Here is a 17,289-nt window from a genome sequence, read left to right on the forward strand (position 1 = left end):
CCACACGACAAATCTTAATCACCCTAAATAACTCTCAAAGGAAACTAATATGCTTACAGGAACAGCCGTTGCCATTGACCAAGGTATGGTCGCTCAAAATTCACAGGCTCTTCAAATTCAAAACTACTGCAACAGTGTACTGCAGCAAGTGCCAGTTGATTTTGGCAAATTCCCTGACCTGCATGATGACCAAACGAAAATTAATGCGGGTTTGGCCACTGCAAAAGGCCACGCCAATCAATACCTCAATACCATTCAACCAGAGATCTTTGACAACATTACCAATATTTCTAACTACTTTGCGCTATATCAAACGATTCCAATTATGTGTCCTGAAGGCGCAACAAAAAAGGAGTGGCTTGATGCACTAGCGGTGCTTCGAGATGAAGCGAGAAAATACCAAGAAGTATCAAGTAACACACGCCTTGTGATCCTGGGTCTGCATGACTCGCTGGTTCAGGACTCGGGTAACTTCCAAGCGGTAGTGACAAACCTAAACAGCAAAGTAGGCGGTGATAATGGTGTCCTAAATAAACTAAGTGGCGAAATCGATTCACTGAATGCCGCTGTTAGTGGTTCTATTGCCAGCATTGTGGCGGGCGGATTTTTAATTGTCGGCGGTGCGTTCGTTACTGCGATCGGCGCAGTGGCTGACTTTGTTACTGCTGGGACATCAACGCCTGTGGTTATTGGTGGTGTTGCTATGATGGTAGCAGGTACCGCAGGCATTGCGGCTGGTGCTAAGATTTTGAAAGACTCACTAAATTCGCGCCAAGCGCTTTATCAACAACGCTCAACGCTAACAGCAGAAGTCAACATTGCTTCTGCAATTAGTAGTGGTTTTGCGGGCCTTCAAAACCAAGCTCAGAACGCCGTTACGGCTGCCTCTCAAATGAGCAACTCTTGGGATGCACTTTCCTCTGATTTAGACATGCTGAGCAAAGACATTAGTACTGGTATCAAATCTCCCGATGCTGTTCGCAAGATGTGGCTAATGGCCGCTAACACGGTTGTAAAAGATGTCATCACTGACATCAACATTACCAAGGCACAAATGGCCGGTGTGAGCCCAGTCATTGTACCGAGCAATGCGACTCTCGCTGATTATGTTAACGGGTTAGCCGCTTAATCTTTTGTTAATCGACCCTAAGACAGGCGTTTTGGGGTCGTTCGGAGAATTTTATGGGTACCAAAACTGATGGCATTTTGTCACAAGCTATTGCCAACATGCAGGCTTCTGAAAAAGTGATTGCTCAATTCAGTGGCTTGCCTCGTAATGCCGTTACCATCCAACAAAGTATGGAAACGACCGTTAATCATCTTGTCCCCCAAATACAAAGTATGCAAGCTGATGCCCTATCGTTTGTCGACTCGATAGATGATGAGATCAATAACCAACTGGCGATACTAGATACGGAAACGGATGTAGAGCTACAAAGCTTTGTTGACCACGTGCAACAAGAGGCAAAGTCGACGCAGGTGGCTGTGGATGATTGTTTGGAGCAAGTGAGACAAGCAAATAAGACTATCGCTGAGAACAGCCAAGCGTTACAAACCATTACCGTAGATTTGAAAGCCACTATTGCTGGGCTTCAATCTAACCTTGATGGTGAACAGCGGGAACTGGATGCACTGAATAAGCAGAAATACTACCTAATAGGCCTCGGTATCTTTGGCATACCTGGTCTAATTGCGTTAGCAGTGCTTATTTCGAATGCTCAGGATAAAGTCCACCATTTAGAGTCGCAGGTTAGGGCAACACAGAATCAAATCAATCAGCAAGAGTCCTTTTTATTACAAACGCAGTACTTCACCCAAGATTTGAGTGACGTTATGGATAAAGTAGGCAAGGTTGCTAACTCTATAAGTTTTATCGTAGGAGACATCGACAATATTGCTAGCGATATTCAACATGGCGACATTACGAACCGTGACCAGATAAGACTTTACTTTATGGCCGCAAACCAGGAGTTGAAAACTCTGATCCACGATGCCTCATAAAATGACAAAGTTTTAAATTATATGGTTATCAATTGCATTGATATTTGTTGTAGATATTTTTTGATTTAATCAAAAAGAAATTTTCATTGCTTAATAATAAATTATGGAGATAAGAATATGGTCAGTGAAACTGATTTATTAAAATATGTGTGTAACTTTATTTTTACTATCAGACCGGAATTTTCTAAGCCTGAAGAAGTAGATGCTGATCATGCATTAGAAATATTTGGCTTGGACAGTATGGATCTAATTGAGCTGCAAGTTTTTATAATGGATGATTACGGTATTGATATATTTAAATATATGGACAATAGGATTATGAGTAAATCCCTAAGGGAAATTGTAGAACTTATCATATCCGATGAGCCTCTTTAGAGAATTGCAGTTTAACTTAATTTGTTAAGACTGAATGAATATTAATTGTAATACCTAAATGACCACATATCGAATTTTTTGTGTAAAAAATTTAAGTCATTTGGGTATGAATTTTAAAAGTATGGAATTAATTATGATTGGTGAGTAAATATGAAGAAAAAAAACAGTTATATATATTGTATTTTAATTTTTATATCTATAAGCCTTCCTTTAAAAGCATTTGAAGGTGACTTTAAGCAAAATTGGTATTTAGGTGGATCTATTGGGATTGGTGATTATGGTGAGATTAAAAATAAATCAGCCTATAACAACGAGACTATTCACCTTGCTGGAGACGCACATTTGGGCTTTGTTATGAACAAATACGTTGCCTCTGAGCTTAGTTATCAGTACTTAGGAAAGGCTTATGCCCAATACTCACTAGGTCATATTAAGGCTAACTTCCAACAATTGGTGCTGAGTACCAAGATTGGATATCCAGTTGAAAATGTTTTCTATCCATATGCGAGGATCGGTGGGGCTGCGTGGTTAGGTGAAAGCCATGGACTCAGAGAGGCTAATGAACAAGGCTTCGCTCCCGTTGTTGGGGGAGGCATTGAGTATGTTTTTAATTCTGCATTAGTTACACGGCTAGATTATCAATACACGAAAAGTCTCGGTAATGAAAAGGTGGGTCACACTAATCATCATATGTTGACAGTCGGTTTTGACTGGTACTTTGATTATTTATAACAGTAAATTGAATTAGTGATTGTGATATCAACAACAGGTGGGGGAAGTATGCGTTATCGAGGTTTTTTACCATTAATGATCACTGTTTTATTCACGATTGTTACGGGCTGCAGTGACGATGATAACAAAAATCAACTTTTGGAACCGAAGGAAAAATCGAGCCAATTAGTTGCGCTAACACAAGCTTTTGTTATTAAAAAAGGTCAAGTACAAAGTGTGAATGTTTCCAATTCTGTGTTAGCCGAAAATATCCTTAACTGGAAGCTCTCAATCCTAGATGACAAGAGTGAGTTAGGAAAAATATCATCTAAAAATGATCATTTTTTCGATTATTCTGCTGAAAAGGAAGGGATCGGGCATATAAACTATACAGTAACAAATGGTAATTTATCCTCAAATTCACAAATTGTATTAGCAGTAAATAGTGGTAGTACAGTTGGAAATACACCGCCAGTTGCTCGAAATCTCAGCTTAGAGACAAAAGATGATTCTAATGTTAGTGCTGACTTACGTGATTTTATTTCAGATGACGATGATGATACGCTACAGGTAACAACCCTTATCTCTGGAAGTGGCCGTTTCATGTTGGCTGATGATGGTCATCAAGTCATATTTGATTCTAGTGATTATATTGGAACAGACCAAGCTGTCTATGGTGTTGATGATGGGAGAGGTGGCTATGCTTTAGGATATATCATTGCCAATTCAGTTGATTCAACAGATGCTAACACTGCTCCTGAAGCAGAAGATCAAACTATCGCGATGGATGCTGCAGAGCGCTCTAACATTCATATCGATTTATCGGTTCTAATGAGCGATGCCAATAACGATTTTTTGATGGTTGATAGTTTATATAGCACCAATAATCGAGCGCGTCTTGTGAGTGATAACCGTGTTGTTTATACACCAGGAGAGTTTCGTGGTACTGAACAGTTTACTTATCGAGTGTCAGATAGTCACGGTGCCAATGCCATAGGAACGATCACGGTGAAAGTCACGGATTCTTCAGCGAACCCAGAAGAGCCAATACTTACGGCATATCCGCAGACACTAACCATAGATCAAGGTGACTCTGTCATTGTTGATGTCAATCAATCAGTGTCCAGACAAAACATGGATCAATGGAAACTCACTCGCGTTGAAGATCAAACCGGTTTAGGTAACATTTCAAATATTAATTCTTCATCTTTTCACTACCAAGCACAAACACCAGGAGTGGCGTCTATAAATTACCAAGTCAGTGGTAGTGGTTTAGAGAGTACATCAACGATCATTATTGTCATTAATGGTATGCCATCCCCTGAAAATACACCGCCAGTAGCAAAGAATGTTACGCTAACAACAGTCGATAATACAAATATTAGTGTGAATCTCGCTGAACAAGTGTCAGATGTTGATGGCGAGTCATTAATGATAACTCAACTGATCTCGGTATCAGAGCGGTTTTCATTGAATGGAGACATTGTTACCTTTACCCCTAATGGTTTTGTCGGTATCGATCAAGCCTCTTACATTGTAGAGGATGGAGAAGGTGGGATTGCTTCTGCTTATGTGGTTGTGAATTCAGAAAGCGCTGAGCCAGCACTTCCCAATTCTCCTCCAGAAGCACAAAATTATAGTCATATCTTGGATGTTAATACTTTAGCCACATGGACATTTAACTTGGTTGATTTGAGGCTTATTTCTGATGCCGATGGTGATTCATTAATCATTGAAAATGTATACAGTGCTGATGGTAGGGCGGTCAAAGTTGCAGACACGAAGATAAGTTATACGCCTGGTCATTTTCGTGGATTAGATCAGTTCACCTATACTGTTATTGATGGCAATGGTGCTACTGCGATTGGCTCTATAAATGTGGCTGTAAATGACTCTAAGCCAGAGAATATAATTCCAGTGGCAAAAGCAATTTCTGTAACAGTGTCAGACTCTGATTTTTCAAAAACTATTTCGTTGTCTGAACACGTATTTGATGAAGATGGAGATTCACTTGAAATAGTTGATCTCCTTGCTGCTATTGGGGAAGTTTATGTAAACCCAGACAATGCATTAGAGGTAATCTATAAGCCAAATGGTTTCATAGGTCGTGATAAAATCATTTACGTTATTAGTGATGGCCAAGGTGGGCTCACAATGGCAACACTAATGGTAACAGTAGTACCTAAAAATCCCACACCACCGGTCGCAAATATTGTGTCTATTGAAACCACTTCCGACGTAGCCAAAACGGTAGATCTCTCTGTTTATATATCGGATATTGAAACACCGACTGAACGATTGTTGATTACCCAATTAAGCCCGGCGACTTCCCCAGCAGCTGTTACCTTAAATGGGCAATCAATAACGTATACTCCGAACGGGTATATCGGTATGGATAGATTAGTATATACCGTGTCTGATGGTGATTTGATAGATACTGGGGATATCGTAATCTTATCTACACTGAATACCAACCATAGTCTTATTGCCAATGATGTTGTGGTGAGCACGGGGGCAAGTATGGCTGTGGAGATCGACTTAAGTTCTCAAATCAGCACTTCTGATGTAAACGCTGAGCCGCTCACTTTAGTTAGTGCCGTTGGTGCATCTTTAGGAAATGTTACTATTGATGATATCAACAAAAAATTAATATATACCCCTAAGGTTGGAGACTATGGTAAAGATACATTTGTATATACGGTAAAAAATAGCCATGAGCCTGCTCTTTTTGCTCAAGGCTCTGTGACAGTTGATATATTACCTCCGCCAGAACCAGAAATTACATCTTTAACAGTAACAGGAATACCTAAGATTGGCGGTGTACTAAATTCCAATGTGACTTGTGCAAGATGTAATGCTTCACAGTATCAGTATGTTTGGAGCATTGATGGTTTGATTGTATCGACGGCATCTGCTTATTCATACCAGTCAACTAACCCAGACTTAAATCTTCGTTTAGACGTTATTGGTCGTGATATCTATGGTCGCATTACCTCAGAGTATAGTGTTTATCGAGTCAGTGTTACTAAAGAAATATATTCAGCCTTTAGCTCTTTTGCCGCACTTAAAAATGACGGTTCGGTCGTGACTTGGGGATCAGGCTTTGGGGCAAATAGTTCTGACGTTGACCTATCGAGTAAAGTCGAGAAGATATATTCCAACCAAACAGACTATGCTGCGTTGAAAAGTGATGGTTCTGTTGTGACTTGGGGTAGAGACTTTACTGGGGGGGATAGCAGCAGTGTTAGCTCTGAACTGAGTGAAGGTGTTGTACAAGTTTATACCGCTGATTTTGCTTTTGCTGCGATGAAATCCGACGGGCAAGTAGTAACTTGGGGGTCTGTTTATGATGGTGGTGATAGTAGTGATATCGATTTCACGGGGAACGTTCTAGACATTTTTTCAAACTTTATAGGGTTTGCTGCTTTGAAAGAAAATGGCACAGTTGAGACATGGGGTAGAGGATATCCAGATTCGATTAGTGGACCAGATTATAACACTGACATCAAAGACGTCTATGCAAGTGGCGTATCATTTGTGGGAATGAAGTATGACGGAACTCTGAGTTATTGGGGTCAAGGCGATGGTATGGGGACATTCCTTAAGTTGGACTTTTCTGCAGGGGTAAAAGACATTGTGTCAACGAGTAATTCGTTCCTTACCCTTATGGGGGATAATTCTGTCTTGGCATGGGGCCATAATAGTCGGGCTGGTGAAATGCCTATTAAAATGGATACCACAAGGGTGCGACGTATTTTTGCCAACAATAATAAATTTGCCTTGTTGAGGTGGGATAAAACCGTTTCTTCTTGGCAATTTTATACGGAAGATACCTTTCCTCAGTCATTAGCTGATATAGAAACCATTATCCCTGCCAATAGCAGTGACGGTTTCTCCGCCATAGCTGAAGATGGTTCAGTATATGTATGGGGGAATGACTTTAAGGATGGAAAAGTGTTTGGTGTGAGCCTTAAACCTGATGCAACAATCAAAGCAACAACAAAAGCATTTGCTGCAGTTGACCAAAATGGCCAAGTGGTGACTTGGGGAGACTCGAGTAAAGGAGGTCAAGTCCCCGATTCAGTTAATGCTAATGGAAATGGTATTCGAAGTCTGTATTCTAGTCTGGGGTCATTTATGGTGATAAAAAATGATTGGAGTGTGGAAACATGGGGAAGTATTTCGGATGTGCCACCAAAATTGGCTCAACCATATATTGCGTTGGTCGAAACCTCAGCGGGACCTTAGTGCCATTCTTATTTATTAATAACATCGCTATTTACTTGATTAACACTGATGGGGCTGTAGTAAATATTATCTAATTAACCCAATGCTAGTTGTGCATCACAGCAGGGGAACGCTTTATGACTAAGTGAATAGCTTGTCAATTTCTTTTCTCTAGAAGAAAAAAACGATTTCCTCAACTGGTCTAACATTAGCGAGGTATCTGACCAATTATTTCTTAAAGTGGAAGCGGAAGACAGTATTACTCTAGTAGACCTTAGGGTCATCCCACCATGATGTCGGTTTGATAGAAAATCAACGTATCTAATCATTTTTCAGGGTTTATCTGGGATATACGCAATCATCTGTTCAATCGGTCTTTCTGGACTCAAGATAATAGGTTTATTCGGATGCATAACTTACAGGATAAACGATTCATGCAAAGCGACCTAGTAGTAGGTTGAGCCTCTTTTTTCCTGCTCAATCATGAAAATATACCAGTGACAAGCTGGATAATTAGTAATGCATTACCGGTTCACTGGGAAGTTGGTGCTTTAGGTTCGAATTCAAATGCCTTCGTTCCTTAAAAAATATGCCAACTACAAGGGCGCGAGTGATGCCTCCAAAAGAAGAGCTCAATAGTCTTGGTAACTTCTGGCAAGCTCTGGGCGATAAACCCCGCATGGTATTGAACTACTCTGTAACGTTACCTATCGAGTTGGAAATTGCACAAGCTGGAAAGAAATCTGTTAAGAAAACTGAATTGGAAATGAAAAAATGACCACGGTGCAAAACCAAGCGATTAACAACCCACAACCGCTTGGTAAAGCGTGATTATTTTGCATAGACAAAAACAAAAATAATGAAATGATAGGAGGGGTTTTGAGAGTTTTTTAAACCCCCTTATCTATTTAAATCCACCATAAAATACAATCTCATGAATACTGAATTAAACAGTAAATCCCAAGCTAAAAATAAGTTTTTTGTTATTTATAAAATAGGATAAATATGAATTTAAATGAAGTATCAATCAATATATTAAAATTTGAAGAAGGATTTTCAGAAAATCCTTATTACTGCTCTGAGGGGTATCCAACTATTGGTATTGGCCAAAGAATTGGTCCTAAGGATCACCCTCTACATAACTATTCTTTTAAGTGTCCAACCCCAGTAGCAGAAAGTTGGTGCAGCGTTGAGGTTGAACGTTTATCTGAATTGTTAAGTAAATATGATTGGTACATAAGTTGTAGTCAAAATCGGAAGGCCATTTTTATTTCAATGGCGTACCAACTGGGAATAAACGGTCTTCTAAAATTTAAAAAGATGCTAGCAGCGGTACAGGATGAAGACTGGGATGTAGCGTATATGGAAGGCTTGGATTCTGTTTGGGCAAAGAAAACGCCAAAACGCGCAAAGCGACAAATGCAAGTTATAAGGTCAGATAAATTAGATGGTAGTTATGAATAATATATTTTCCTATTTAAGCGGAATAATTCTACTGCGATGAACTATACCGATCTCAGAAATATGTTTTCCTAACAGGCTAAGTTTTTTATTAGCTACTTCGTGATACACCAAAATTAATGAAGTTATCATTGTTTCTAACGCGAGCAGTGAAGAAAATTTTAACACTTTGTTCATGCTTTGGGCTTTGTCAATATAGAGTAGGTGGAGCTTGCAATCCAGATCAATAGAATCTAAGCGAAGTATGCCCAATTAAGAACCACACTGCCAACCTTCATCACCCTCAAAGGATCAAATCATCATCACAGGTACAGCTTTGTTATTGACCAAAGTATGGTGTTACACAATTCATAAGCTCTGAAAATTTTAAACTAAGAAATTTATTCTTAACTTTCAATTAAACTTAATACGAGGATAAAAATGAACAAATTAATGGACGATACCAATAAAAAATGGACTGTCACTAATAGCACAAAGGTTGCTGTGACTGCCATCAGTGCTGCCACATCAAACGATTCTTCGAAGGCAATGATATATGAAATGGGGCTAAGTTATCTACCGTCCGACAAGGCAAACGATGCACTACCGAGCGGAGAAACCACTAATGTGACGTTAGATGAACACACTTCCTCTGGTGATGAACAAGAAATTTATGACGTTATTTTTGCTAAACCATCGAATGCATTCCCCGTTGATAATGCGTCTATTATGCTTCCTCTGTTTGGAGGTAGTTACCCTGATTATACCATTTCTTCTACCGCCGCCGATGCAATGAAGAACAGTTATAACTTCTTTCGTATGATTCAGGCTTACCCAACATCAACGTTGGCCAAAAACTTTAATCAAGCGTTGACTGATGAACAGAGCAATGAAAGTCAAACTACGCCATCTTCCAAGAGCCCAATTGATACATTTTTCGCAAGCACTAAAAGCTACCAAAATTGTACCGCCGTCACCTACGCAGCTATTCTTAGTTACGCTCAAACATTCGCTGGTGCCAGCGTTGGTTTTTCTCAAAAACGCACTTTTTACTTATACAGCGATCACTCGGATAAGGTCAGTGAAGCAGGAACGGTGAGTTTCGATCTGAATGCCGTTCAGTCTCCTTTCGATCTCTCCGATAAAAATGCTGGTTATACCATTGTATTTAAAGACTCAAATGGAGAGTCTACCCCTCTATTTTATGAGCAAGGTCAATTCGTTTCTGACGTTAATTCGGACATGCCTGCTATTTGTTTGCAGATTACTTGGGCTTCAAAGAATCAATTGAACGGTACGGATACATCCCAGGATACCATTGTGCCAGTTATGGCTGGTTTCGTTAATGGTTTAAAAGCATCAGGGAGTTCGACCAAACAGGATATTTCTAGCCGTACCAATAAATGGGGTTGGCCATCAACCGTTACGGGTTGGTTTAGTTTAGTTATGGGCGTTGGAGGCGCCATCATGTTTGGTGACTGGATCATTCAAAAGTTCCGTGCCAAGTCCAAAGCTAGAGTGGAAACGGAAAGAGCGAACAACGAGCGGCAGATAACTGATGAGCAAAACAAAGCTCTTAACGATCGCATTGATGCTATGTCCGAAAAGATGGCCGAGCATAATCAGGCCATTCTAGACAAATTGCAGTCGGATGAGCAGTTTAGTCAAGATCTTCAAGCGGTGGAAAATCAAACAACCAATGCCATTAATGACATCAACAAAAGTGATGCACAAAGGGTTATGGAGAAGCAAATCTCTGAATACGGCGATCAAATTAGCGAGATTGCCGAATATGGAGTGACCTCTGACCTGCAAGATGCTGCTTCAACTCTACGTGAGGCAGCAAGAGACGTTGCGAGTGCAAACAGTGTTGATCAGATGAAAGCAGCTCGCGAGAAATGGGACCCGGAATTGGAAGAGGTTCAAAAAACCATCACCAAGCGCACGGAGGTCCTCGATCAAGAGATCTCAGCAGAAACTCGAAATAACATCAATCGCTCGAACGAGAACCTTGAAGAATTGGCTGCAGAGCAGGAAGCCATTGAAGATCAGCAAGAGCTAGAGGAGCGAGGGGAATTTGACGAAGATTCGGTTTTTGATGATGTCGTCGATTAACAACAAAACCTCTTCCTTATTTTAGGAAGAGGTTTTGGCTTTTCAAAATAGCTTATCGTTGGAGAATAAGTATGTCAGATACAACCCCAAACCTGGTTACTATTATTAATGACTTGGCTGAAGAACTTATCGTTTATACAACAATTGGCAACAATGATGTTGATCCAAACAACTTAAAACCGGAAGACCTTCAACAAACCTACACTAAAATTGGAACGGTGAAGGGCAACGCTTCTGCAAGCATTAACATAGACGAGGCACTTGCTCGGCTTGTGTTTGCAAGGAGTGACAATCAGTTTCCTGTCGGGTTGTGGGTGCCTAATTTTTTCGCGCCAAGTGGCACTCAGTCATATACCGTTACCAGTGAGTCAGAGGAGGCCAGCAACCAGGCATGGGCTTTTTACAAAATGTATATTGCCGAGCCTTATAGCCCAATTGCATTACAGTTCAATGAGGTACTACTCAACTCGGACAATATCGATACGCTCAATACGCAAATAGATAACTTTTTTAGTTCTACGCCTTATAAAGGTTGCTCGTATTTTGCCTTTTCCATTGTGAGTCATTGGGCCAGAAACTACCTGTATGGTTGGTCTGGTGTCTATTACGCTTACGAAATGCCTAGTGACGAACTTGGGTATGTCTTTCCAAGTGAATTATCGGCAACCATTTCTGTATCCCAAGGCATTGCAACTTACACACCCAGTGACGGCTCTGCTCAGCAAACTCTTATTTATAAAGATGGAAGCCTAAGCTCTGCTGGGGCCTCATCATCATCCGGCATTTTGCTCAATGGTATCTATCGAGCGTTGGCATGGGAGAACAAGCCTAATTCATTCAGTATGTGTTGGTTAGGCAAAAAGAATGGCCACTCATTCATGGCTCAACCTTACTCGGGGCCAGATGTCCCTTGGTGGGTAATTTCATATGACCTGGCCTATACCTCTTATTTGGGCGTTCAAGTTTACATGAATGTCGATATGGCGGTAACGATACTGAAACACATACCAGGCGGAATTGCAGCCCTCAAAAATCAAGCAGAATCGCTATACAACAGTGTTGCAAATCGCTTTAAGAGTAGTAACGAGTCCGCAAGCTTTGAACCGGAGGGCGTGGATGACCTCGACCCAGTGAATGTGGACATTGATGTTGACGTGGATGTCGATACTGACATTGATGTCGTTCAAGATACCGACGTGGATGTGGATGTCGATGTAGATATTGATGTCGACATCGTCTTTGTCGACGTGGATGTGGATATCGATATTGACATTGATGTCGTACAAGACGTTGATACTGATATTGATGTCGATGTTGACGTGGATATCGATACTGACATTGACGTCCCTCCTGGCACAGTGGACTCTTTTATCAATAAGGTAGGCCAATGGGTTATTAAAGAAGGGTTTCCATTCTTAGCTCAAAATCTCGCTATTATGTTCGCTTTCCAATCTGCCAGTAAATTGCTCTCGGTGTGGAGAAAAGCGAGTGAGGAAAACCTGCATAACCAAGCGCCACAGCAAGCTTCTGCTACTGGCATGTTAGTTAGCTACATGCTGAATGACAAAAATAGTATAGAAACTCGTTGGCAAACTTTTGCAGATTGGGTTCAACAAGCTAGCCCTAACGTTTCGGAACAACAAATGCTCATTGCCAGCATAATGATGACCTCAAATGCCGTTGCTGACAAAGCACTGCAGGAATGGAAGTGGCCAGAGGCAAACGAAGACGATCTGATTAATCGAATGGTCGCTGCGGGTACTGGGAGCGACCAATATAAAGCTTACTTAACGTTGTCAGAAGTAACCTATCAAGAAAAAACGTTACCCATCAAAGTGGGGTGTGGCCTAACGGTTCGATATCTCACAAAAATCTCTTCCTAGCAGCCAGTGAATATTAATTATGAATGCATTAAATCAAGGGGGTCGTTTCCCTAGAAAACAAGAACGAAGCGAAGCGTGGGAAGAGTTAGTCAAAGAGATTGTTGCTGATGGTTTTCACCATTCATCCTGTGAGGAGGTTTTGCCTACTCAAACACCAGGTCAATTAACCATCATCGGTTCGGGCATCGAAGCGGTGGGATTTAGTCGTCAAGACGAACGCTGTCTTGAATCAGCGGACTATGTTTTTTATTGTGTGGCCGATCCTGCCACTGTTGTTTGGCTCAAATCCAAGCGACCTGACGCTCATGACCTCTATGTATTGTATGACGACAACAAGCCTCGATATAAAACCTACATGCAAATGACTGAAGCCATGCTTCACTATGTCAGAAAAGGCAAACATGTGGTTGGTATATACTACGGGCACCCTGGTGTCTTCGTTCTTTCGACTCATCGAGCGATAGAAATTGCACGAAGGGAAGGTCATCGCGCTGAGATGAGGCCCGGGATCAGTGCATTAGACTGTCTCTGTGCTGATTTAGGGGTCGACCCTAGTACACCAGGTTTACAAACATTTGAAGCAAGCGATATGCTCATTCGAGATAAAAAGCCGGATACCTCTTCACATGTTGTATTGTGGCAGGTTGGACTGATAGGGGAGCTAGGTTACCGAAGAGTCGGTTATCTGAATAAGAACTTCAATATTTTGCTTGACTACCTAATGGCATTTTATGGCGGCGAGCATGTCATCACAAACTATATTGCCTCTCGATATCCTGGGGTTCCACCTACCATCGAGAGATACAAAATAAGTGAACTGTATAATCCAGAGCTTCAAAATAAAGTGACGGGAATATCGACATTTTATATCGCACCAAAAGATGTACGTGCAGTCAATGTGCAACGGGCGATACAACTCGGCATGATACAACCCGGAGATAAACCACGTTTCCCCGACAAACCATTAAGGCAAATTGCTCAGTACTCAGCAAAAGAGAAGCGAGCCCTTGATGAGCTCGCAGAATTTAAAGTTCCCCATGGCTATAAATGGCAGGAAGACACCATACCTGCACGATTCATTTTGCAACTACTTGAAGATCCAAATCTACTTCAACGTTATGAAACGCAGCCTAGTTCAGCTCTGCAGCAGCCCCCCTTTAATGAAATGTCTGAGCGTGAACATCGGTTGATGGAAAGTCGGGATGCAGGGCAGGTACAAATTGCCGCCAAAGGTTTACACGCAAGATCTGAAGGTAATCGCGCGTTTCTAAACGAGATCGTAGCAAGCACTAAACTCGCGCGGCAGATATCGAAAACAATGAGTCTCGACGATCTTTACCAGTTAGTGGACAGAGAATCCCTCGATATCGACAGTTTACCTCAGGATATCCATCGTCTTAATCATCGCTCGGCACATCTTTGGAGTGGTGTGTATTACGATGCTAATTCAGAGGTATTAATTTGTATTCTGGCACCACATCAAGGTGCTAATAAAATCGTGCTCACCGTAAACGGTGAGCCCATCCAACGTGCCTATTTTCGTCAAGGGTGTCTTTACTGGAAAGCAAACGCTACTAATCAGACTGCCGGGGTCATTCGTTTCGCTAGACTCAGCGCTACTCATACCATTGCGATCGGAAGCATCACTGACAAAGGAGGGACGGACTATACCAATGGCAGAATAGAGGCCGTGGGGATCATGCCATTCGCAAGAAACTCAACCGAGGCAATGCGAAAAAGCATTTTGCTCACTCGACATATCAAACAAGAGTTAGCAGGCTGCTATTTAGTGCGACATACCAAGGTTGACGGTAAACCGACCGTTCACCAACTTGATTTCAATCGACAGCAAGCAACGCTAAAAGGGAAAAAATATGAGGTTACTGACTTAGGAGGCAACACATTTAAGTTAGTCAGAGATACTACTTCGTACTCAATAGAATTGAGGTTTGTCTATGATCCTCTCGCGTCCGCACTCCAGTGTTTTGGTAATGATAGTGTAGGCAGCAAGCTGATGGGAATGAGGAAAGTTGATTCAGAATCAACGGTTTCGATTGAGAATGAGTTTGATCTTGGACTGGCTAATCAACCTTTATTGCAGGTGTGTGCATTCGCACAAATAGGGGCCGAAAATGGCGGTATCATGTTTTGGTCAAATTGGCAGAAAATCGCCCAAAGTGGGTATGCCACCGCCAAGCTTTTAGATCTACTGAATCAAGCTAAGTAAAGAGAAGTAATCAATAATGAGTAACTTAATAACGAACATTAAATTTTTCGATGGAGATAATAAGTTGCTCATTCTTAAATATCGCACGAGCTCGCTACCCTTTGCTCGTGCGATGCAAAAAGAAGCGTTCTATGGGTTGCCTTTGTTCAATTTACATCGGCACACACTGGCCGAAAAAAGAAAAAAGGGCGTCATCGAAAAACTGTCTCCAGCAGACATGCACTTTTGGCGGAATAGAATGCGAAATGTTGCTGATGATGGCGGCTTTTATCAGATGTATCACTCATTTGCCAGACGAGTTATCGCGCCCCTTTTTGGTCAGCGTATTTCTTATAGCGCACACCCAGAAATGCGTTTGCATTTGGCTGGTCAACCGGCTTGCAGCGCTTGGCATACCGATGCAGAAGTGACGGGGAGATATGATCAATTAAACGTATGGCTCCCTCTTGTCGATACCAGTGACAGCTCTTGTTTATGGGTAGAAACCGAGTATGGCAAAAAAGATTATCGTCCCGTTCCCATTAAATACGGTGAAGCGTTGGTCTTCGATGGAAGTTGCCTAAGCCATGGTACGGTAACCAATGAAACCTTGGTCACCCGTGTAAGCTTTGATTTCCGATTCTCAGTATTATCACAAAGCCCTCCGGAGTTATTCGAAAAATTGGCATCTTTTCGGCCTTAATACATATAAAAAGCCACTTCAACATTTGACGGAATGAAGCTTAAAGAAGGCCCCCCGCTTTTCTCTAAATGTACCCTTTGAATGCAAGTTACGTTGTAACAATAATTGAGGTTGCTAGAGTATTTATAATGATTAGAGGAAGTAGATAGCAAAATTCTGGATAGGTTATGTTTATTGAAGCATTAAATAAAACACCATTTGGTTGAGAAAGCCAAATCACTTTTTGTCAATATAAAGGCAGGGAGTTGACCGATTTATGTTGACGTTGTTCATATTGAAATCGAAATATAAAATCACTTAACTTCGTCTAAGTCGTTTTGATATCTTGAGTAAAGATCTGTTCTCTAATTAACATAAATGAATGATTTTTTACCTGTTCTACTGTTTAATTAGCTCGGAACTACTTCTAAAATATTTAAAGCCTTGATTGACATTAATAGCTCGCCTTTCGAAGGTGAGGTTTGGTTCATCGTTAACTTATTAATGGTGAGCTCAAACTAATTTTTTAAAGCTCTAAAAACGTATCCCATTCAATCAAGCAGAACGAAGTTGTTGACGTACTGCCATTAGAATCTTCCCTAAGTGGTTCTTACCCGTTCCATTTCCTCCATCTCCCCAAAAGTTGTCTTTGGGAGAATGCTCTTTGATCACTGAGTCCCCAGTATTTGCAAGTGATTGAGCCAATTGGGGATTCTGTTTAAATTTTTCGGTCACAATGAATTTCATAACATCAATACGAATATCGTACCAATCATCTCTTACATGTTTTTCATGTTGTCGGCTCAAAGCAAATGCTTCAGCGGGTGTGCTGGCCCGGAAAATAGTATTTCTCAAATAATCAGGAACAAACTTCATCGCTTGATAATAATGCTCACTGGTTGCCCACATTTGACCATTCACTTTAATAGGGCAGATTGAAAAATTTGAAAGGTATCCATTTGGATCTTGTGGTTCATAAAACAGTATCTCTTTCGCTTGAATCTCAGATTTTGACATGACCTTCTCCTTGTCGATGATACCGTTAAAATTAGTGGTGTTGTGTATAGCTGTCAAATAAGGCATAGCCCCGAGTAGGGTCCATCAAACTTTAATATATACCCATTTTGATACCTTATTCACTTCAGTCTAACCATTGCTTGCAAATATCTGATGTAAAGAAAAAGTACTTAATTATCTGCATATCAAAAAGTTCTTCATATTTACATAAAACTAACATTAATTGCTAAAGATTGTGTAGATATCGTACTATTTATGCATGAAAATGTATTTGTGACTTTTTATCTTTATTTCTCAAGGTTTCTTATGATGGATAAAATTAATACAAAAATAGTGCTTGTAGGCACATTGTTAGGTGGCGCGATAAGCTCAATGGTTAAATCTGGAGCTGAATCTCCAATGCCTCCCCGTATACCAGGCGAAGCTTCTCCACCTGCAGTAAATATAAACGAGTGGGGGCAATGGTTTGGAATTGATGCCCATTCTTTAGATTATGTTTACCAAACAGTGACCGTTCCAGGAGCGGTCGTTCTTTATCACTGGTTGTTTAGCTTTATTTTTGCATTTGTCTATATCGCTTTATCGGCTTGCTGGCCAAAAGTAAGATTGTGGTTTGGTGCTGTTTATGGTTT

General features: G+C 40.9%; 13 protein-coding genes. 12 read left to right on the forward strand and 1 reads right to left on the reverse strand.

What is annotated here, in order from left to right; genetic code table 11:
• Positions 1–49 precede the first annotated feature (49 nt).
• The 11 genes from VSA01S_RS16040 (at position 50) to VSA01S_RS16095 (ending at position 15,661) form a co-directional block, all read left to right on the forward strand.
• Positions 50–1,129, forward strand: coding sequence for an HBL/NHE enterotoxin family protein (locus tag VSA01S_RS16040; RefSeq protein ID WP_010644719.1), 1,080 nt, complete (start codon positions 50–52; stop codon positions 1,127–1,129).
• A gap of 53 nt (positions 1,130–1,182) precedes the next feature.
• On the forward strand, positions 1,183–2,001 hold the full coding sequence (locus tag VSA01S_RS16045) for a hypothetical protein (protein WP_039983191.1): 819 nt from the start codon (positions 1,183–1,185) through the stop codon (positions 1,999–2,001).
• A 117-nt stretch (positions 2,002–2,118) separates the two neighbouring features.
• Positions 2,119–2,376 (forward strand): acyl carrier protein, encoded by a 258-nt coding sequence (locus tag VSA01S_RS16050; protein ID WP_039983189.1) that lies wholly within the window; start codon positions 2,119–2,121, stop codon positions 2,374–2,376.
• 150 nt (positions 2,377–2,526) lie between these two features.
• Positions 2,527–3,108 (forward strand): outer membrane beta-barrel protein, encoded by a 582-nt coding sequence (locus VSA01S_RS16055; RefSeq protein ID WP_039983187.1) that lies wholly within the window; start codon positions 2,527–2,529, stop codon positions 3,106–3,108.
• Between the two features lie 48 nt (positions 3,109–3,156).
• Positions 3,157–7,335, forward strand: coding sequence for an Ig-like domain-containing protein (locus tag VSA01S_RS16060; protein WP_103021952.1), 4,179 nt, complete (start codon positions 3,157–3,159; stop codon positions 7,333–7,335).
• 592 nt (positions 7,336–7,927) lie between these two features.
• Positions 7,928–8,092, forward strand: a complete 165-nt coding sequence (locus tag VSA01S_RS16070; protein ID WP_219727203.1) for a Pvc16 family protein — start codon at positions 7,928–7,930, stop codon at positions 8,090–8,092.
• Between the two features lie 227 nt (positions 8,093–8,319).
• Positions 8,320–8,778: a glycoside hydrolase family protein gene (locus VSA01S_RS16075; RefSeq protein WP_039983585.1), complete on the forward strand. Its 459-nt coding sequence runs from the start codon at positions 8,320–8,322 to the stop codon at positions 8,776–8,778.
• Positions 8,779–9,195: 417 nt separating this feature from the next.
• Positions 9,196–10,869, forward strand: a complete 1,674-nt coding sequence (locus VSA01S_RS16080) for a hypothetical protein (protein ID WP_050567482.1) — start codon at positions 9,196–9,198, stop codon at positions 10,867–10,869.
• A 71-nt stretch (positions 10,870–10,940) separates the two neighbouring features.
• The gene (locus VSA01S_RS16085; RefSeq protein ID WP_227739671.1) at positions 10,941–12,752 is read left to right on the forward strand and encodes a hypothetical protein; all 1,812 of its coding nucleotides are present in this window, start codon (positions 10,941–10,943) and stop codon (positions 12,750–12,752) included.
• Positions 12,753–12,771: 19 nt separating this feature from the next.
• Positions 12,772–14,979: an SAM-dependent methyltransferase gene (locus tag VSA01S_RS16090; RefSeq protein WP_050567483.1), complete on the forward strand. Its 2,208-nt coding sequence runs from the start codon at positions 12,772–12,774 to the stop codon at positions 14,977–14,979.
• A gap of 16 nt (positions 14,980–14,995) precedes the next feature.
• Positions 14,996–15,661 carry a phytanoyl-CoA dioxygenase family protein gene (locus tag VSA01S_RS16095; RefSeq protein ID WP_050567484.1) on the forward strand — a complete coding sequence of 222 codons (666 nt, stop codon included), beginning with the start codon at positions 14,996–14,998 and terminating at the stop codon, positions 15,659–15,661.
• A 534-nt stretch (positions 15,662–16,195) separates the two neighbouring features.
• Here VSA01S_RS16095 and ybiA read toward each other — a convergent pair.
• Complete coding sequence (gene ybiA, locus VSA01S_RS16100; protein WP_039983587.1) at positions 16,196–16,657, reverse strand: riboflavin biosynthesis intermediates N-glycosidase; 462 nt, start codon at positions 16,655–16,657, stop codon at positions 16,196–16,198.
• 306 nt (positions 16,658–16,963) lie between these two features.
• Here ybiA and VSA01S_RS16105 point away from each other — a divergent pair.
• Positions 16,964–17,289 (forward strand): DUF1440 domain-containing protein (locus VSA01S_RS16105; protein ID WP_244949878.1); only part of this gene is annotated, 326 nt, incomplete at its 3' end.

It is taken from the genome of Vibrio sagamiensis NBRC 104589 (genome assembly GCF_007990935.1).
Taxonomy (GTDB): domain Bacteria; phylum Pseudomonadota; class Gammaproteobacteria; order Enterobacterales; family Vibrionaceae; genus Vibrio; species Vibrio sagamiensis.